This is a genomic window from Pectobacterium aroidearum, from assembly GCF_015689195.1.
In the GTDB taxonomy this organism is placed as follows: Bacteria; Pseudomonadota; Gammaproteobacteria; order Enterobacterales; family Enterobacteriaceae; genus Pectobacterium; species Pectobacterium aroidearum.
In genome coordinates this window covers 909353-929309 of record NZ_CP065044.1, presented here as the reverse complement: position 1 = coordinate 929309, position 19957 = coordinate 909353, and the positions used below count along the sequence as shown (strand labels likewise).

Annotated in this window: 17 protein-coding genes and 1 pseudogene; 15 read left to right on the top strand and 3 right to left on the bottom strand. The window is 52.0% G+C overall.

Going from position 1 to position 19957, the window contains the following annotated elements:
• The first annotated feature begins 46 nt into the window (after positions 1-46).
• The 10 genes and pseudogenes from I2D83_RS04125 to I2D83_RS04080 all read left to right on the top strand — a co-directional run bounded on the left by I2D83_RS04125 (position 47) and on the right by I2D83_RS04080 (position 11335).
• Positions 47-931 (top strand): dihydrodipicolinate synthase family protein, encoded by an 885-nt coding sequence (locus tag I2D83_RS04125; RefSeq protein ID WP_014916605.1) that lies wholly within the window; start codon positions 47-49, stop codon positions 929-931.
• Between the two features lie 38 nt (positions 932-969).
• Entirely contained in the window at positions 970-2385 is a 1416-nt protein-coding gene (locus tag I2D83_RS04120; protein ID WP_205947590.1) for a sodium:solute symporter family protein, read from the top strand.
• Positions 2386-2388: 3 nt separating this feature from the next.
• The gene (locus I2D83_RS04115) at positions 2389-3576 is read left to right on the top strand and encodes a sialidase family protein (RefSeq protein ID WP_205947589.1); all 1188 of its coding nucleotides are present in this window, start codon (positions 2389-2391) and stop codon (positions 3574-3576) included.
• A 63-nt stretch (positions 3577-3639) separates the two neighbouring features.
• Positions 3640-4107, top strand: a complete 468-nt coding sequence (locus I2D83_RS04110) for a NanQ anomerase/TabA/YiaL family protein (protein WP_015841677.1) — start codon at positions 3640-3642, stop codon at positions 4105-4107.
• Between the two features lie 64 nt (positions 4108-4171).
• Entirely contained in the window at positions 4172-4861 is a 690-nt protein-coding gene (locus tag I2D83_RS04105; protein ID WP_205947588.1) for an SDR family NAD(P)-dependent oxidoreductase, read from the top strand.
• Positions 4862-5575: 714 nt separating this feature from the next.
• Positions 5576-7951, top strand: a pseudogene (gene cutC / locus I2D83_RS04100) (choline trimethylamine-lyase); the annotation flags it as partial.
• A gap of 75 nt (positions 7952-8026) precedes the next feature.
• On the top strand, positions 8027-8977 hold the full coding sequence (gene cutD / locus I2D83_RS04095; RefSeq protein WP_181829297.1) for a choline TMA-lyase-activating enzyme: 951 nt from the start codon (positions 8027-8029) through the stop codon (positions 8975-8977).
• Positions 8978-9023: 46 nt separating this feature from the next.
• Positions 9024-9440 (top strand): DMT family transporter, encoded by a 417-nt coding sequence (locus I2D83_RS04090; RefSeq protein ID WP_180778570.1) that lies wholly within the window; start codon positions 9024-9026, stop codon positions 9438-9440.
• Between the two features lie 17 nt (positions 9441-9457).
• Positions 9458-9784, top strand: a complete 327-nt coding sequence (locus tag I2D83_RS04085; RefSeq protein WP_181845875.1) for a DMT family transporter — start codon at positions 9458-9460, stop codon at positions 9782-9784.
• 489 nt (positions 9785-10273) lie between these two features.
• Entirely contained in the window at positions 10274-11335 is a 1062-nt protein-coding gene (locus I2D83_RS04080; RefSeq protein WP_181847175.1) for an ABC transporter substrate-binding protein, read from the top strand.
• A 73-nt stretch (positions 11336-11408) separates the two neighbouring features.
• Here the strand turns inward: I2D83_RS04080 and I2D83_RS04075 are convergent, their stop codons facing one another.
• Positions 11409-12599: a LacI family DNA-binding transcriptional regulator gene (locus I2D83_RS04075; protein ID WP_181829300.1), complete on the bottom strand. Its 1191-nt coding sequence runs from the start codon at positions 12597-12599 to the stop codon at positions 11409-11411.
• 263 nt (positions 12600-12862) lie between these two features.
• Here I2D83_RS04075 and I2D83_RS04070 point away from each other — a divergent pair, with 263 nt between their 5' ends.
• Genes I2D83_RS04070 through fsa form a run of 4 tightly spaced genes read left to right on the top strand, consistent with a single transcriptional unit; the run spans position 12863 to position 15607 of the window.
• Positions 12863-13306, top strand: a complete 444-nt coding sequence (locus I2D83_RS04070) for a PTS sugar transporter subunit IIA (RefSeq protein ID WP_015841684.1) — start codon at positions 12863-12865, stop codon at positions 13304-13306.
• 23 nt (positions 13307-13329) lie between these two features.
• Positions 13330-13617 carry a PTS sugar transporter subunit IIB gene (locus tag I2D83_RS04065; protein ID WP_015841685.1) on the top strand — a complete coding sequence of 96 codons (288 nt, stop codon included), beginning with the start codon at positions 13330-13332 and terminating at the stop codon, positions 13615-13617.
• Positions 13618-13631: 14 nt separating this feature from the next.
• Positions 13632-14891 carry a PTS ascorbate transporter subunit IIC gene (locus I2D83_RS04060; RefSeq protein WP_180778566.1) on the top strand — a complete coding sequence of 420 codons (1260 nt, stop codon included), beginning with the start codon at positions 13632-13634 and terminating at the stop codon, positions 14889-14891.
• 50 nt (positions 14892-14941) lie between these two features.
• Positions 14942-15607 carry a fructose-6-phosphate aldolase gene (gene fsa, locus I2D83_RS04055; protein WP_205948139.1) on the top strand — a complete coding sequence of 222 codons (666 nt, stop codon included), beginning with the start codon at positions 14942-14944 and terminating at the stop codon, positions 15605-15607.
• Between the two features lie 99 nt (positions 15608-15706).
• On the opposite strand, the gene yacL is transcribed toward fsa, so the two are convergent.
• Both yacL and acnB read right to left on the bottom strand, forming a co-directional pair.
• Positions 15707-16066 carry a protein YacL gene (yacL, locus tag I2D83_RS04050; RefSeq protein ID WP_015841688.1) on the bottom strand — a complete coding sequence of 120 codons (360 nt, stop codon included), beginning with the start codon at positions 16064-16066 and terminating at the stop codon, positions 15707-15709.
• A gap of 224 nt (positions 16067-16290) precedes the next feature.
• Positions 16291-18888, bottom strand: a complete 2598-nt coding sequence (gene acnB, locus I2D83_RS04045) for a bifunctional aconitate hydratase 2/2-methylisocitrate dehydratase (RefSeq protein WP_205947586.1) — start codon at positions 18886-18888, stop codon at positions 16291-16293.
• Positions 18889-19331: 443 nt separating this feature from the next.
• On the opposite strand from acnB, the gene I2D83_RS04040 reads away from it, so the two are divergent.
• Positions 19332-19838 carry a DUF3060 domain-containing protein gene (locus tag I2D83_RS04040; RefSeq protein ID WP_205947585.1) on the top strand — a complete coding sequence of 169 codons (507 nt, stop codon included), beginning with the start codon at positions 19332-19334 and terminating at the stop codon, positions 19836-19838.
• Positions 19839-19957: the final 119 nt, after the last annotated feature.

The window sequence follows — 19957 nt, the reverse complement described above, 5'->3', positions numbered from 1 at the left end:
GGTTTTAAGTTTTCATCTTTTTGATTACGTGTCACGAGGAAGAACAATGAGTAAAAATATTACCGGCGTCCTGACCGCCATCGTCACGCCGTTTGATAACCAGGGCGAATTTAACCCCGCTGCCATGCGTCTTCAGGTTCAGCGCCAGATGCGCTACGGCAACGGTATCTTTTGTAACGGCACCAACGGTGAGTTTTTCGTACTGCACACCGATGAAAAGGTCGCCGTCACTGAAACCTGCGTTGATGAAGTCGCCGGAAAAGTGCCGGTTGTCGGCCATATCGGTGAAATCTCCACGCGGGAAACCATCAAGCTCGGCAAGCGCATCGCCGCGCTGGGTGTTGATGCCGTTTCGGTCATCACACCGTATTTCATCCCACTCAAACAGGAAGAACTGATCGCCCACTACACCGCCGTCGCCGATGCGCTGACTGTGCCGGTGTTTCTCTACAACATTCCTGCACGCACGGGGAATACGCTGGCGCCGGAAACCGTCCGCACGCTGGCGGATCACCCGAACATCATCGGCATCAAAGACAGCGCAGGCAGCTATGAAAGCCTGAGCGGCTATGTGCAAGCGGTGAAAGGTGTACAGGGCTTTAACGTATTGAATGGCCCAGACTCGCTCATTCACCAGGGCTTTGTTGACGGCTGCTCCGCCTGTATTTCCGGGCTGGCTAACGTGGCACCGGAACCGATCAGCCAGATTTGGCATCGTTTCCACGCCGGTGACATTGAAGGCTCGCGTCAGGCACAAGAACAGGTTGCCGAGTTGCGTAAGACACTGTATGCCATCGCATTCTCACCTGCTGTGGTGAAAAAAGCGCTGGCGATCATGGGTGAAGATGTCGGCGTCAGCCGCTATCCGATCCAGTTTTCCGCACAGGATGAAGACAACATCCGCAACATACTTAGTCAATTCTCGCAGTAACAGAGAAATATCAATTTCCACTTATAGGCCGAGAAGATATGAACCATTTTAACCTTACTGACACTCTCATAATCGTTGGGATGATTGTGTTTTATATCGCATTCACCTCATGGTTAACCTACAAGCTCCGCAGTAAATCGAACACCGAGTTCATGGAAGGGTCACGCGCGCTACCGGCGTTTATCGTCGGTATCCTGCTGATGACTGAATTCATCGGTGCTAAATCCACCATCGGTACGGCACAGTCTGCCTTTGAGAACGGCTTTGCCGCATCCTGGTCGGTGATTGGTGCCGCCATCGGCTTCCCGCTGTTTGGTATTATTCTGGTGAAGAAGATTTATAACACCGGGAAGATCACCATCTCTGGCGCGATTGCCGAGAAATACGGTACCAGCACCAAAAACATCATTTCGATCATCATGATCTATGCGCTGTTGCTGGTAAACGTGGGCAACTACGTCAGCGGCGCGGCGGCGATTGCCACGGTGCTGAAAGTCTCCCTGCCTGTTGCCGCATTGATCACTGCGGTCGTCAGTACCTTCTACTACTACTTCGGTGGTCTGAAAGGAACAGCCTACATCACGTTGATCCACAGCGCCGTGAAGTACGCTGGCGTCATGATCATCCTGTTCGTGGCATTGAAAATGACCGGCGGCTTCAAGCCAATGATCGAACAAATGCCGGATTACTACTGGACGTGGGACGGTAAACTCGGTGCCAGCACCATCTTCGCCTGGCTGATCGGGACTATCGGTTCTATCTTCTGTACGCAGTTCGTCATTCAGGCCATTTCGTCAACAAAAGATGCCACCAGCGCCAAACGTGCCACCTGGGTTGCCTTCTTCTTCTGTATGCCGATTGCACTGGCTATCGCGGTCATCGGTGTCGCAGCGAAGTTTGCTCACCCTGAAATCAACAGCCTGTACGCGATGCCGGTTTTCCTGCAAGACATGAATCCGTGGCTCGCTGGTCTGGTCACCACGTCACTGGTCGCGTCTATCTTCATCAGCGTGAGTATGGTGGCACTGGCTATCGTTTCCCTGCTGATTAAGGACTTCTACGTTCCTTACTGGAAACCGACACCAGAAAAAGAGATGAAAATGACCCGAATCCTGTCGCTTGTCGTAGGTTTCGCGCCACTCGTCTTCGTGCTGTTCGTTCCTGAAATTCTGAAGCTGTCGTTCTTTACCCGTGCTATTCGTCTGTCGATTTCCGTGGTTGCGGTGATTGCGTTCTACCTGCCGTTTTTCAACAGCGCACGTGGTGCAAACGCCAGCTTGATATCAGCCTGTGTCGTCACCTCGGTCTGGTACATACTCGGTAACCCATACGGCATCGATAATATGTACGTCGCATTGGCCACGCCAGCGATCGTCATGCTGCTCGACCGCATGATTCCGAACAAAGCGAACAAAATCAAAATTTCTCAAACTGAAAATAAATCAGGAGCCTGAGTCATGAGTAGCGAAATCATTACCGTGGAACGTAGCGGAAAAGTTCATCACGCAGAAGGCGATGCCGCGCGTCTGGATGCCTACATTCCGTCGGAATGCCCGCAGAATCATGCGGCCAACCTGCTCCATCTGCCAAACGGCGATGTACTGTGCGTCTGGTTCGGCGGCACACAGGAAGGGATTGCAGATATCTCTATCTACATGTCCCGTCTGGTGAAAGGCAGTGATAACTGGAGCAAAGCCGTTAAGCTGTCTGAAGATGCCACGCGTTCCGAACAGAACCCGGTTCTGTTCCTCGCGCCAGATAATGTGCTGTGGCTACTGTATACCGCGCAGAAATCCGGTAATCAGGACACCGCCATTGTGCGCTACCGCCAATCCACGGATTTCGGCACCACCTGGGGCGAGATCGGCACATTGCTCGACCAGCCGGGAACGTTCATCCGCCAGCCAATCACCGTGCTGGCAAACGGCGACTGGCTGCTACCGGTGTTCTACTGCCGCGTTCAGCCGGGTGAGAAGTGGGTCGGCAACAACGATGACAGCGCCGTGAAAATTTCCAGCGATCAGGGTAAAACCTGGCGGGAATATCCGGTGCCAAACAGCACGGGCTGCGTACATATGAACATCACCCCGTTGCAGGATGGCACGCTGCTGGCGCTATACCGCAGCCGCTGGGCTGATTTCATCTACCAAAGTCGTTCAACGGATGGCGGTAAAACCTGGTCAGATCCCGTGCCGACCGATTTGCCCAACAACAACTCATCTATTCAGGTGACTACGCTGGAGAATGGCCATCTGGCGCTGGTGTTCAACCACATGAGCGCCGCCGATGCCACCGAGCGCCGTCTGTCGCTGTACGATGAAATCGAGGATGAAGAAGACAAAGCCAGCAATGCCAAAATGCCGGAAGTTCAGGCGGGCAGCCGCAGCGCCTTCTGGGGTGCCCCGCGTGCACCGATGACGCTCGCCATTTCGGAAGACGGCGGTAAGAGCTGGCCGTGGCAGCGTAATATTGAAGTGGGCGACGGCTACTGCATGACCAACAACTCAACCGAGAAGCTGAATCGCGAGTTCTCTTACCCCAGCGTCAAACAGGCGCAGGACGGTAAATTGCACGTGGCGTTCACCTACTTCCGTCAGGCGATCAAGCACGTCGTGGTAAGTGAAGAGTGGGTCAAGGCGAACTAAACCACGCTACTTTTTCTCTTTGTCAGCGGGGGGGCGCTCCCCCGCTACCTTCAGGACACTATTATGATTGCAGGAAACCTTAACGCCCTCAAACTCGCTACGCTGCCTGATGCACTCTGGACCATTCTGTCTGCACCCGGTATGTCGTTAGCTGAACTGAATGCGCTGCCCGAAGGCCGCTATCAGCCGGAAGGTGCCGACTGGTTTTACAATATCGGTACCGTGAATACCGCACCGCGTGCCACGCGACATACCGAATTTCACAGCAACTACCTCGATATTCAGTTGATTCTGGAAGGCGAGGAAATTATCGGTTACGGTCTGAATGATGTGCATGGTCAACCCGCGACCGAGCGTAAGCCGGATCTCTACATTCTGGATAACCCACAGGTGCCGCATCAGATCCATCTGCGGGCAGGCGACTTCGTCACGTTCTATCCGGGCGAAGCCCATCAGGCGCTATGTGCGATTAACGACAGCCCTGCTCCGGTCAAAAAAGCCGTGTTTAAAATTCCCGTCGCGTTGTTGTAAATCATAGCGTTGTCATTAACACGGTTGCATCAAAACCGTTAAGTCCGAACGAAGGAGACATTGCATGTCAGCTACAGCCCCTAAACACGCCCTGATTACCGGTAGCAGCTCAGGGATCGGTGCCGCCATCACACAAAAATTACTGGCGGAAGGCTGGCGGGTAACCGGCCTGTCGCGCAAGCCGGGTGACTATTCACATCCACACTTTACCCACCGCGCGGTGGATATCATGGATACGCCCGCGTTGACGGCCATTCTGGACGAAATTACGCAGGTTGATGCCGTTATCCATGCTGCTGGCATTATGAAATCCGCCCCGCTCGGCCAACTTTCGCTGGAAGATGGTGAAACGCTATGGCGATTGCATATCCATGCGGCACAGGTACTTGCCGACCGTCTGGTCGATAAGCTGCCACAAGGTGGGCGCATCGTGCTGCTGGGCAGTCGCACCTCAAGCGGTGCAGCAGGGCGCAGCCAATACGTCACGACCAAATCCGCGATGATCGGCATGGCAAGAAGCTGGGCGGCGGAACTGGCGCCACGCGGCATTACAGTGAACATCGTCGCACCGGGCGCCACAGAAACCCCAATGCTAACAATGCCGGGCCGTCAGAGCTCACCACCGAAGCTGCCGCCGATTGGGCGCTTCATCCAGCCGCAAGAAGTGGCCGATCTGGTGGGCTACCTGCTCTCCCCATCTGCCGCAGCCATTACCGGCCAGCAGTTGGTGATGTGCGGCGGCGCATCGCTGTAATTCATCACGATTTCCATAACTCGTAGTTCATAATTCCTAACTCATTGCTTATAACTCATTGTTCATAACTCATTGTTTATAACTACAGGCCAAGATTCTTAAACGGAGATTGGCCTGAATTATTTCTCCCTCCCTTACGCCTCCTGTAACTCGCATTATGTAGAGAGATATCACTCTCTTTTATTATGAATACATCCATCCGAAATAATTAACAAAAGAATAATAAAGAAACACCGCCCAATAAAATAGAATCAATTGATCTTAGTCAACTTATCAACATTATTATTAACTACCGAAAATTAAACATCACCTACACTATCTGAACGCATGAAAATAATAAAAACAGCAACCTAAAAAAACATTCCTTAACTAATAATAATTTACCTCTCATGTTTCTCAAAGACAAATAAACAAAACCAATACATTGATATTTAACAAATAAAAAGTTTAAAAAAAATAAAGAACCAGAATAAATAGCGGCACTAATATTCAGTGCCGGTATTTTCCTGCCTATTCCTCCATTCAGAGATGACGAATTAGGTTTCTCTTATAGCGCTTTACTGATGTAGAAAAATAACCGCAGGAGATTTTCGTATGGATAATGACGCATTAGCACCAGAAAGAAATCATTTCCCGTTTAATAACAGCATATTGAATAATGAAAAAATGGCTACGTTGGGTGGCGTAAAAAAAACCTCCAGCGTCGCGGAGCAAGAGCCCCTTACCCCACGCATGCAACGTCTTCGCGCCCGTTATTTAGAAGCGCGCCCCAGTATTTCTATTTATCGCGCACTGGCCTTCACCGAGGTGGCGAAGCACAATCCTGGCCTGCCGCCTATTCTGTTACGGGCAAAATCCTTTCGTAAAGCCTGCGAAACCGCTCCGATACTGATTCAGGATGAGGAGCTGATCGTCGGGCATCCCTGCGGTAAACCGCGTGCGGGGGCGTTCTCTCCCGATATTGCCTGGCGCTGGGTACGAGACGAACTGGACACCATGAGTACCCGTCCTCAGGATCCTTTTCAAATTTCAGAAGAAGATAAAAAAACCATCCGTGATGAGATAGTCCCGTTTTGGCAAGGCCGCTCGCTGGATGAGATTTGCGAGACACAATACCGTGAAGCGGGCGTCTGGGCATTCAGCGGAGAAACCTTCGTCAGCGATCTTTCTTACCACCAGATCAACGGCGGCGGCGACACCTGCCCCGGTTACGATGTGCTGCTGTTCACCAAAGGCATGGAGGGCATCAAAGCTGATGCGCAGGCGAATCTGGCTCAGCTTGATATGGAAGAGCCGGATAATATCGATCGTATCTATTTTTATAAGGCTGCGATTGAAACCTGCGACGGCGTCATGGCGTATGCCCGCCGCATGGCGGCACACGCACGTGAACTGGCGGCACAGGAGACAGATGCTTCACGGCGCGCTGAACTGCTGACCATTGCAGAAATCAACGAGAACGTGCCAGCCCATCCTCCCAAAACGTTGCAGGAAGCACTGCAAAGCATCTGGACGCTGGAGTCACTGTTTGAAGTGGAAGAGAACCAGACAGGGATTTCACTGGGGCGTGTAGACCAATACTGTTACCCGATGTATGAAGCGGACATTCAGTCCGGTCGCCTGACGCGCGAACAGGCACTGGAAATGATGCAGATGTTCATTCTGAAATGCGCGGAACTGATGTGGATGTCCAGCGAAAGCGGTGCGAAATATTTCGCGGGCTATCAGCCGTTCATCAACCTGACGGTCGGCGGGCAGAAGCGTAGCGGAGGCGATGCCTGTAACGATCTGACTTACCTGATCATGGATGCGGTGCGCTTCGTGAAAGTGTACCAGCCGTCACTGGCCTGCCGTATTCACAACCAATCCCCTCAGGCGTATCTGGAGAAAATTGTCGACGTCGTTAAATCAGGGATGGGCTTTCCGGCGTGTCACTTTGATGATTCCCATATCAAGATGATGCTGCGCAAAGGCTTCGACTTTGAAGATGCGCGCGACTACTGCCTGATGGGCTGCGTCGAACCGCAAAAATCAGGCCGCATTTATCAATGGACCTCCACGGGCTACACCCAGTGGCCGATCGCCATCGAGTTTGTCTTAAACCGCGGCCGTATGATCCTGTTCGATCGCGTTCAGGGGCTGGATACTGGCGACTTGAGCACGCTGGAGACTTTTGAAGATTTTGATCGCGCAGTGAAAACGCAGATCGCACACATTATCCGTCTGTCCGCGATTGGCACCGTGATCAGCCAGCGCGTGCATCGTGATGTCGCGCCCAAGCCGCTGATGTCCCTGCTGGTCGAAGGCTGTATGGAAAAAGGACGGGATGTGGCGGCCGGTGGTGCCGTCGTCAATCACGGGCCGGGGCTCATTTTCTCCGGGCTGGCGACTTACGTTGACTCCATGGCGGCTATCCGCAAGCTCGTTTATGAAGACCGCCAATACACGCTGGAACAGCTACGTGACGGCCTGTTGGCTAATTTTTCAGGCTATGACGAACTAAGAAGAGACTGCCTGAATGCGCCGAAATACGGCAATGATGATAACGCAGCCGACCAGCTTGCGCGGGATATCACCGAATGGACGGAAAAGGAGTGCCGTCAGTACAAGATGCTCTACTCCACGTTTAGCCACGGCACATTATCGATCTCGAACAACACCCCAATCGGTGAACTGACCGCAGCCAGCGCGAATGACCGACTGGCATGGGCACCACTCTCCGATGGGATCAGCCCAACGCAAGGGGCTGACAAAAAAGGGCCAACAGCGAGCATCAAATCTGTCAGCAAAATGAATGTGGAAAGCATGAACATCGGCATGGTGCATAACTTCAAATTCCTTAAAGGCATGCTGGATACGCCAGAAGGCCGCAACGGCTTGATTTCCCTGCTGAGAACATCGTCCATTCTGGGTAATGGGCAGATGCAATTCAGCTACGTTGACGATGAAGTCTTGAGAAAAGCCCAACAAACGCCGGAGCAATATCGTGACTTGATCGTGCGTGTCGCGGGATACAGCGCCTACTTCGTTGAATTATGCAAGGAAGTTCAGGATGAGATCATTAGCCGCACCATGATCGATAAGTTCTGATCGCCACAGCGCCTAAAGGAATTCGCCGCATATCGTCGGGCAGGGACGCTGACGGTGACAGAAGGAGGCATCGCAATGCAACACGCGCAGAAAACCACAGGACGACTCTTCAACATTCAGAAGTATTCGATCTACGACGGGGAAGGCGTCCGCACGCTGATCTTTATGAAAGGTTGCAATATCCGTTGCCCCTGGTGCGCAAACCCAGAGGGGATCAGCAACGCCTATCAGATCATGTTCTCTCAGGATAAATGCATCGACTGCGGAAAATGTGCGGAGGCTTGCCCGACGGGTGTTCACCGCATGCAAGCAGACAGCAGCGGCCAATGGCACCATCATCTCGATCGCACAGCGGACTGCATTGGTTGCCGAAAGTGTGAAACAGCCTGTCTGTCCGGCGCGCTGGACGTCATAGGACAAGAGATGACGGTTACGGAATTGATGGAAATCATCATGCAGGATTACCCTTTTTATCTGTCCTCTGGCGGCGGCGTCACCCTGAGCGGCGGAGAAATGAGTCTACAAACGGATTTCGCTGTCGATCTGCTCACCGCCTGCAAACGCATGATGATTCACACCGCGGTCGAAACACAGGGCACAACCCTGAAATCCCACTACAGCAGATTAGCCGCCGTAACGGATTTATTCCTTTTTGATATCAAACACATTGATACCCAGCAGCACAAGGCGCTGTTTGGCGTTGGGAATGAAAACATACGGCGAAATCTGGAACATTTGGTCGGGCTGGGAGCCGATATCGTCATTCGTATGCCACTCGTTCGCGGCTATAACGATTCGTACGATGCGGTTACCGACGCCATTCACTATGTCCAGACGCTGGCACAGCGCGGCAATATACGGCGCATCGACGTACTGCCCTACCACCAGCTAGGCCGCAAAAAATACGACAGGCTGGGGATGATTTACCCAATAAACGAGGACCCCAGTTACAACGAAGAAGAGTTAAATCGTTTGGAGACGTTCTTTAACGAATTTGATTTCGATATTCGTCTGGTTCGTCATTAAAGAGAAAACCAAATAGCGTATTCTTAACATAAGTCGGGAGCAATATATGTCACTGAGAAAGCAATCATGGCTTTGGATGTTATTAGTTATCCTGTCAGAAACGTCTGCTACCTCTACGTTAAAAATGTTTGATAATAGTCAAGGGATAACAAAAGTAGCGTTATTAGCGGTAATTATTCTGCTGTACTGCGTTTGCTATTATTCGCTATCAAAAGCGGTAAAACATCTTCCCGTGGGATTAGCCTATGCAACCTGGTCCGGTACGGGGATCTTATTGGTTTCGACGCTCAGTATTATCTTTTACGGCCAGCGTCCTGATATTCCGGCCATCATTGGCATGAGCGTGATTGCCGCTGGCATAGCAATCATGAACCTCTTCTCTAAGATGGGCGCTGATGAACAGCCCGAAATACTCACGGACAGTGTTCAGAACCCACCGTTAAACACCAAAATCATCCATTAAACGTAAGGATACCCATCATGTTAAACGGATTCCTCTGGCTGGCACTTTCCATTGGTTCAGAAATTACCGGCACGTCAATGATCAAAAAAACCGATGGATTTAAAAAACTCTCACCTTCCGTTATCGTGATCGTCGCTTATTGCCTTTGCTATTTTTCATTAACGCGGGCAATGGGCTACTTACCCGTAGGGGTTGCCTATTCCCTCTGGTGCGGTTTTGGCATCGTCGGCGTAACGTTTATTTCAATGCTGCTTTATAAACAGAAACCGGATCTCCCCGCCGTCTTCTCTATGGCGTTAATTATCAGCGGGGGAATTATCATGAATATGTATTCGAGCATGTAACATCATCGAGTACATTTTTTCTTACTGTCACGGGTTAACGCCAGCCATAGAGATGGCCTTATTCTGCACAAACATATCACCGGGGGAATTCTATCGCTCCCGGCGATATGGCCGCCTAGATAAATTATCGCTAAACAAATGAAGAAAACGGCATATACCCTCTGGGGGATTTATTTGTCTGAATACCGCTAAATGAAATAAATGGCATTCCATCCCACATAAACATCCACAAATTTTATTATTTACAGATAAAAAACAAAAAGATAAACGCTCCAATAATAACTTCATTTTTCCAACATCAGAACAATCAGAAGAAACCAAGTTAATTAAAGAAAATAAATTTTTCTCTCCCTGCATTCCCCATCTAGCTTATGTCAAAAAACTCTTTATCAAGCGTCGAATGCTTCCTTACTCTCAAAAAGGCAATATTTTCACCCTTATATTTTATCAGGCTACACACAGCCCTAACCTATTGATGGACAGATCATTATGCATAATAAAAGTCATACCACTCACACCTTGCACCCTGGGAACACGTTGCGTCGTAAAGGGCTTGGCCTGACGCTAGCCAGCGCCGTTTTGTTGTCGGGGCTCGGTCTGCCAGCGCTGGCACAGGCGGAAGGACAGCTTCGTATTGCGCAGCAATTCGGGATCGTTTATCTGCTGCTGAATGTCGCACAGGATCAAAAGTTGATTGAGAAACATGGCAAGGAAGAAGGAGTGGATATCAAGGTCGAGTATCTGCAACTTTCCGGTGGCGCCGCGGTGAACGATGCCTTACTCTCCGGCTCGGTGGATATCGCCGGGGCTGGCACCGGACCGCTGTTCACGCTGTGGGATCGTACCAAAGGGCGTCAGAATGTCCGCGCGGTGGTGGCAACTGGTAATTTCCCTTATTACCTGATCAGTAATAACCCTAACGTCAAAACCATTGCGGATCTGACGGACAAAGATCGCATCGCCATCCCGGCAGTGGGCGTTTCCGTACAGTCGCGTTTTCTCCAGCAAGCCTCCGCCGAACAGTGGGGCGATAAAGCTTACAATCGTCTGGATAAACTTCAGGTCGCTATCCCGCATCCAGAAGCTACCGCCGCAATTATCAGCGGCGGCACGGAAATCACTACGCACTTTTCCAACTCCCCTTTTCAGGAACAAGCACTGGCAGGCAACCCCAACGCACATATCATCCTGAACTCCTATCAGGTTACTGGCGGACCAAACTCCCCCGTGGTGCTCTACGCCACTGAAAAATTCCGCCAGGATAACCCACGGACCTACCGCGCCTTCGTCAACGCTATCGCGGAAGCGGCAGATTTTGCCAGCGCTCATCCCGAAGAGGCCGCTGACGCCTTTATTCGCGTGACAAAATCCCGTATCGATCGCGAACTGCTGCTGAGCATTCTGAAAAGCCCAGAAGTATCGTTCAGCGTTACGCCGCACAATACCTTGCAGCTTGGTCAATTCCTGTATCGTGTTGGGGCGATTAAAAACAAGCCGGAGTCCGTCAAAGATTATTTCTTTGACGATAAGCACATCGAGGCGGGCAGCTAGCTGCCTGGCAACGCGTATCAGAAGCCTGCGTCAGAAATACGCAGGCTTTTCTATGCTGCGTGATATTCCCTTGTTAGCTGCTGGCGCGGGGTTCAAAGATAAACTTCACTTTTTCCACTACCGGTGGATGCTCGTCATTGTCCATCATGGCAAGCACCAGACGCCCGACCTCCGCGCCCAGCTTTTCATAGTCAAGCTGCATCGCCGTCAGCGTCGGGAACGTATGCTCACATTGTTCAGAACCATCCAGACAGGCAATCGCCAGATCGTAAGGAACTTTCATAAGGCGGCGCTGGCATTCAAAGAGCGCGCCTAGCGCAATTTCCTCATGACTACAGATAATCGCATCCAGCTCCGGCTGGTTTTGCAGTAGCTCCGTCATGGCATAGCGACCAAACTGTAGGCTGGGAGCTTCCGGGATCGTAATTTTCAAATCCGCATTGTGATAATGCGCCAGCATGGCTTTATTCCAGCCGTTCAACTGCTGTTTTTGCAAACGATTATCCGTATGCGCACCAATATAAGCGACGTGGCGATATCCCTTTTCCAGCAGTGACATCGTCAGCTGTTCCGCCGCTTCGGCAAGGGCAATATCAATGTTGATATTCGCATTCAGCGCGGCTACGCCGGACACATTCACCGTAATGACGTTGCTGGCCTGGATGATGTCCTGGGTTCGTTGTGAAAGCTGCGCGCTGAATAACACCAGCGCCGCTGGCCGCTGCTGCAAGAGTTTTTCAACCATGCCTGCTTCGGTGTGCTGGCGATATTCATGGCAGCCCATAATTATCGACACATTATGTTTGCCCACCGCCTGCTGTAATGCCTGCACAAAACGCACGCTGGCGCGATCTTGCTGAAAAGGATAAAGCACCGCGATAGCGGGTTGATAGGATGAGGCCAACGCCCCTGCGGCGTGGTTCGGTACATAGCCCAGCGTTTTGATCGCATCATGGATTTTCTTCTGTGTGGCATCGGAAACCAGCCCCGGCTCCCGCAACGCGCGGGACACTGTCATCGCACCAACACCGGCGTGACTCGCAATGTCCTGTAGCGTGACGCGATTCGTGCTCTCGGTGAGCTGGCTAGCCTCCTGATTAGGTTCATAGCCTAATGTTCTGGCGGCCAGTTCCACTTTGCTGCGTAGCTTCTCAGAAACCAGATCGGGCTTACGCATCACGCGCGATACCGTCATCGTTCCTACGCCCGCGTAGTCAGCGACATCCTGTAGCGTAACCTTACCGGTACTGCGACGCTTACGCATGCTCACTTCCTCTCCATTCGTCATTTTTCTCATCGCACAGCGGTATTACACCGTCCGAACATGCTGCGTCATTCACGCCCTGTCATCACCGTTGATAGTGTGCCTGTGCCGGTTCGAGTGGACAAATAAAGGCCCCGCTTGTGCTAAGCCGGTCACAGTTAATGATACACATATCAGTTAGCGCTATCTTTTTAGATGTTAATCACATTATTTTCGCAATCAGCACACTATCCTGCGTTCAGAATGATACAGAGGTGACTCTAATGCTTAACACTTTACTAACACCAGACGTTGTTCAGATTTTGCCTGCCTGTGATGATTGGCGTCACGCTATCGCCTTGTCCTGTAAGCCTTTATTGGATAACGGTTCGATTGAACCTACCTATATTGAGGCTATCTATCGCTCTCATGAAGCCATCGGTCCTTACTATGTCGTCGGCCCCGGCATTGCCATGCCGCATGCCCGTCCGGAAGACGGCGTGAATCAACTCGCTGTCAGCCTGACGCTGATTCGTGACGGCGTGGTTTTCCATTCTGACGGTAACGACCCCGTGCATTTGTTGATTGTTTTAGCCGCCACGGACAGCAATAGCCATATCGATATTATTTCACAGCTCGCTCAGTTGTTCGACACACCTGATGACGTCGCCGCGTTACTCCGTGCAACGGATATCGAACAGGTGCTTTCCGTTATTTCTCGTTATTAATTGCCACCAGAGGGACACACATTATGAAAATTACAGTCGTATGCGGTAACGGTCTGGGTACCAGCCTGATGATGGAAATGAGCATTAAAAACATTGTGAAAGAACTCGGCGTGGTTGCTGATGTGGATCACGTGGATTTAGGTTCGGCGAAAGGCACGGACAGCGACATTTTTGTCGGCACCAAAGATATTGCCGATCAGCTCATCGCGCAGGCGGTGGGAGGGAAAATTGTGTCCCTGAATAACATGATCGACAAAGTGGCGATGAAAGAACGCCTGTCGGTCGCCCTGACAGAACTTGGCGCTTTATAAGCGGAGGATCAAAAATGGAATTCTTCCGTTTTTTAATGAGTGATGTGCTGTCTGAACCCTCAATACTGGTGGGTTTGATCGCCCTTATCGGCCTGATTGCACAAAAGAAACCTGCCACGGAGTGCATCAAAGGCACCGTGAAAACCGTGATGGGTTTCCTGATCCTCGGAGCAGGCGCCAGCCTGATTGTGTCCTCGCTGGGCGATTTCGCCGAGATTTTCCACCATGCATTTGGTATTGCCGGTGTAGTCCCTAACAATGAAGCCATTGTCGCCGTCGCGCAAAAGAACTTCGGCACCGAGATGGCGATGATTATGTTCTTTGCGATGGTCATTAATATCGCCATCGCCCGCTTTACGCCGTGGAAATACATCTTCCTGACCGGACACCACACGCTGTTTATGTCGATGATGGTCGCGGTGATTCTGGCGACAGCAGGGATGAAAGGTGTGCTGCTGATTACCGTTGGGTCGCTGGTCGTCGGGGTATCGATGGTGCTGTTCCCTGCCATTATTCACCCGTATATGAAGAAAGTCACAGGCTCGGATGACGTCGCCTTTGGTCACTTCTCTGCGATATCACAGCTGCTGTCAGCGTTTATCGGCAGCAAATTTGGTAATAAAGAGAAATCAACCGAAGACATGGAAGTGCCGAAGAGTCTGCTGTTCCTGCGTGATACGCCGGTCGCCATCGCGTTTACCATGTTTTTCATCTTCATTTTCACCTGTCTGTTTGCCGGCCCTGAAGCGGTGAAAACAATGAACGCCGGTGGGAAAAACTGGTTCATGTTTTCGCTGATTCAATCCATTACCTTTGCCGCCGGCGTGTACATCGTGCTGCAAGGCGTGCGTATGGTGATTGCGGAAATCGTGCCCGCGTTTAAAGGCATTTCGGACAAACTGGTTCCCAATGCTAAACCGGCATTGGATTGCCCCGTCGTCTTCCCTTATGCGCCGAATGCGGTTCTGGTCGGCTTCCTGAGCAGCTTTGCGGCTGGAGTGGTCGGTATGGTGCTGCTCTATCTGTTGGGTATGACGGTGATCATTCCTGGCGTGGTGCCGCACTTCTTCGTCGGCGCAGCAGCCGGGGTTTTCGGTAACGCTACTGGCGGGCGTCGCGGCGCAATTTTAGGCTCTTTTGCCAACGGACTGCTGATTACCTTCCTGCCCGTTTTCCTGCTGCCAGTGCTGGGCAGTATCGGACTGGCAAACACGACATTCAGCGATTCCGATTTCGGCGCGGTGGGGATTCTGCTGGGCATTATCGTGCGCTAAGCCGCATGATTAATCTCATCCGACACCAGTTTTAGTTTACGGAGGCAATGATGGAATTCTATTTAGATACGGCTGATGTGGCCGCAGTAGAACGGCTTGCTGGCGTGTTACCGATTAAAGGCGTGACCACCAACCCGAGTATTGTCGCACGCGGAAAAGCCGATATTTATACCGTGCTACGTGAGATGCAAGCCGTTGTCGGCCCAGAAGGACAGCTGTTTGCTCAGGTGATGGCGCGCGATCCTGACGTGATGGTGGCAGAAGCGCTGAAGCTCAGAGACGTGATTCCTTCTCTGGTCGTCAAAGTACCAGTGACACATGCAGGTTTAGTGGCAATTAAGCGATTGACAGAGCTGGATGTTCCCACCCTCGGCACCGCCGTCTACGGCGCGGGGCAAGGATTTTATGCCGCACTGGCGGGGGCTCGCTATATCGCGCCTTACGTCAACCGTATTGATGCACAGGGAGGAGATGGGATTGCACTGGTGAAAGAGCTGCAAACCCTGATTAACCTGCACAGCCCGCAAACTCAGGTGCTAGCAGCCAGCTTTAGGACACCACGTCAGGTTCTGGACTGTCTGCTGGCCGGGTGTCGGGCGATTACCGTTGACCCTGCCGTTGCCGAGCTGTTCCTGCAAGACCCCGCGGTTGACGATGCACTTAACCGGTTCGATCATGACTGGCAGGCACGTTTCGGTCATGCCGATCTAGGCTGACTGATGGCAAAACATCACCCGCTTGTCGGGTGGTGCGTCCAACATAACCGTGTTCTCAAAACGATCGCATTGCCACATGCGGTCGTTTTGCCAAAAGCATCAATGCAGGACGAACTCGCGGTATTTTTCCACCAGCGTCAGAAAATCATCCAGGCCGCATAAAGACAGGCTCTCTTCGTCGTAATAACTCATGCCTTCTTCTAGCTCATCCGTGGTAAAAGACAGCTGATTTGCCTGCACCATCACTTCTTCTTCATCCAGCGACAGCGTATATTCATGACCCACGCGCCGCCACTGCCGCTCACTGCCCGCAACAGAGCGCGCTGCTTCTTCAACGTCCGTTAATACCGTTAGCTGGCCTTTTACTTCTTCATTGAACCAGTGCCCGATCGCTTCATGTCCCATCGACATACGAACGATGACCTGGCCTGTCACATCCCGCAAAAATTCATAGTCCATGATGCCATCCTCACTGTGATGTTTCTTCTGTTCAGTTTAGTCGCCTATGCGCCCCACCGTCGTGACGCACCTTCACCTTTGATGTTGCAGATGCACAATTGATGTTGCAGATGCACAATGCCCGCAGCCAACGGCCAGCGAACAGGCAACGTGAAGTATGAAAACAGGCAGAAAAAAAGGAGGCACAAGGCCTCCTTCGGTGTAGAGATGCGAACTATAGCGAGTTAGACAGTCGTCTGGAAGATCACGCCGTCAGCTTTCTCGGTATATTGACCTAACTGGTCAAAATTCAGATAGCGATAGGTGTCCTGCGCGGTTTTATCCACCTGCGACATGTAGGTCTGGTACTCTTCTGACGTCGGCAAACGACCCAGCAGAGAAGCGACCGCAGCCAGCTCAGCAGAGGCCAGATACACGTTAGCACCGGTGCCCAAACGGTTCGGGAAGTTACGGGTCGAGGTAGAAACGACCGTCGCACCATCCGCCACGCGCGCCTGGTTACCCATACACAGCGAACAGCCTGGGATCTCGATACGCGCTCCGCTCTTACCAAACACGCTGTAGTACCCTTCTTCCGTCAGCTGCGCCGCATCCATCTTGGTTGGCGGCGCAACCCACAGGCGGGTCGGCAGCTGGCCTTTGTGGCTATCCAGCAGTTTACCTGCCGCACGGAAGTGCCCGATGTTAGTCATACAGGAACCGATGAAGACTTCATCAATCTTCTCGCCCTGCACGTCAGACAGCCAGCGCGCATCGTCTGGATCGTTCGGCGCACACAGGATCGGCTCTTTGATGTCAGCCAGATCGATGTCGATCACCGCGGCATACTCGGCATCAGTATCCGCTTCCAGCAGTTGCGGATCGGCCAGCCATTTTTCCATGCCCTGAATACGGCGCTCCAGCGTACGGCGATCGCCGTAACCTTCGGAGATCATCCACTTCAGCAGCACGATGTTAGAGTTCAGATACTCGATGATCGGCTCTTTATCCAGCTTGATCGTACAGCCAGCCGCAGAACGTTCCGCCGAGGCGTCGGTCAGTTCAAACGCCTGCTCGACTTTCAGATCCGGCAGACCTTCGATTTCCAGAATACGGCCAGAGAAGATGTTCTTCTTCCCTTTCTTCTCAACGGTCAGCAGGCCTTGCTTGATGGCATATAGCGGGATGGCGTGAACCAGATCGCGCAGGGTAATGCCCGGTTGCATTTTGCCTTTGAAACGTACCAGAACGGATTCCGGCATATCCAGTGGCATCACGCCCGTCGCGGCAGCAAACGCCACCAGACCGGAGCCCGCAGGGAAAGAGATACCGATTGGGAAACGAGTATGGGAGTCACCGCCCGTACCAACGGTATCCGGCAGCAGCATACGGTTCAGCCAGGAGTGGATAACACCATCGCCCGGACGCAGTGAGACGCCGCCACGGTTCATGATGAAATCAGGCAGCGTGTGGTGCGTGGTCACGTCAACCGGCTTCGGATAGGCGGCGGTGTGACAGAATGACTGCATCACCAAATCGGCGGAGAAGCCCAGACAGGCCAGGTCTTTCAGCTCATCACGGGTCATCGGCCCAGTGGTGTCCTGTGAACCTACAGAGGTCATCTTCGGTTCGCAGTATTCGTCAGGACGAATACCCGCAACGCCACAGGCACGGCCTACCATTTTCTGCGCCAGCGAGAAGCCTTTTTTGCTGGCCTCCACTGCTTTGGAGATACGGAACACATCGCTGTGCGGCAAGCCCAGTGACTCACGCGCTTTAGAGGTCAGACCGCGGCCGATAATCAGTGGAATACGGCCACCGGCGCGAACTTCATCCAGCAATACGTCGGTCTTCAGTGCGAACGTCGCCAGCACTTCATTGGTGTCATGACGGCGTACTTCACCTTCATACGGGTAAATGTCGATCACATCGCCCATATTCAGATCGTTCACATCCACTTCGATCGGCAGCGCACCGGCATCTTCCATGGTGTTGAAGAAGATCGGGGCGATCTTGCCGCCCAGCACCACGCCACCGCCGCGTTTGTTCGGAACGTAAGGGATATCTTCGCCCATGAACCACAGCACGGAGTTGGTTGCGGATTTACGCGATGAACCTGTACCGACGACGTCGCCGACGTAAGCCAGCGGGAAGCCTTTCTTGTTCAGTTCTTCGATCTGTTTGATCGGGCCGACGGCACCAGGCTGATCGGGATCGATGCCTTCACGCGCGTTTTTCAGCATCGCCAGCGCGTGCAGCGGAATATCAGGGCGTGACCAGGCATCAGGTGCCGGAGACAAGTCATCCGTGTTGGTTTCACCGGTGACTTTAAAGACGGTAACGGTAATTTTTTCCGCCAGTTTCGGGCGGGACAGGAACCACTCAGCATCAGCCCAGGATTGAATCACTTTCTTGGCGTGCGCATTGCCTGCTTTCGCTTTTTCTTCCACATCGTAGAAGTTATCAAACATCAGCAGCGTGTGGGACAGCGCTTCAGCGGCAATCGGTGCCAGTTTGTCGTTGTCTAACGCATCAATCAGCGGATGGATGTTATATCCACCCTGCATGGTACCCAGCAGCTCAACCGCTTTTTCCTGGCTAACCAAAGGGGAAGTGGCTTCGCCTTTAGCGACGGCAGCCAAAAAACCAGCCTTCACATAGGCGGCTTCATCAACACCGGGAGGGACGCGATTAATCAGCAGATCAAGCAATGCTTCTTCTTCGCCTGCCGGGGGATTCTTGAGTGACTCAACCAGCGCGGCCATCTGCGTGGCATCTAACGGTTTAGGAACAATCCCCTGCGCAGCCCGCTCGGCTACGTGCTTACGATATTCTTCTAGCACGACGTTCTCCTCGCTCTCATTGTCTTCATTATGCCGGCGCTCTTGTTCCCAATTGTGGTGTCCATGCCTGGGTGTCAGCGTGTGGATGTAAGGTAGTAGAGTGTCCGGTCCAGCCTCGTCAGCATATCAGGATTTGAATTGATTGTTAATTCGTTCACATAATAGCAACATTAATTTTTATTCAACTACGCTATGTGCCCCATTTCACTATCACTGAAAAATACCGACATCAGCAGAATAGCATGTCCCCGACGGCGCACACTAACTATGCTGAGTTAACCATACAATATGTGGGTTTTTAACAACGTAAGGCAATTCATCATCACCCGGTGGCGCAGTGATAATCAGAATGTTCGCAATAGAGTCAGGAAAAGTGTTAACAGATGATAAGAGCCCCTACGGCAACGATGCCGGATGACCTCTTTGACTCAGGAAAAGACTTCATGAAGATAAACCGGTATCTGCAAATGGCCTTCGTCACGGCCTTCGCGTTCACCGCATCTGTCTATGCCGCCCCCATTGAACTGGAGGGGTTCAGTTTAACACGTGATATTCCTTGCAATGGCAATGATGTCACTATTTCAGGTAACGGCAACAACATTGTACTAACCGGCGAATGCGCCGCGATTTCCATCATGGGTTCCGAGCATAATGTCACATTCGATACCGCGACATCGCTCACCGTGACCGGTTCTGAGATTGCCGTTACAGGTCAATCAACGGGCAACCTGACCGTTGCCGCGTATAAAAACACCATCCGTACACACATTGTTGCCGATGATAAGCCAGTAAAGGTAAACGTAACAGGCACAGAACATCATCTCGACCTGGATTTTAAGGGGCCCACAGTGGTTTCTTTCAATGGCATCAGCAACCACCTCTCGTGGGGAGGAACAGAACCACGCCTCTCCTCTAGCGGTGCCAATAACGTCATTAAACAAAAACCATAACGCGCCCTATTCTTTCCTCGGAGAGACACCCGACAAATGGGCCTCTGCGATGAAAAACAGACGACCCAATCGATCACTGACCGATTGGGTCGCCATGTTTAGGACAAAAATATCGCATC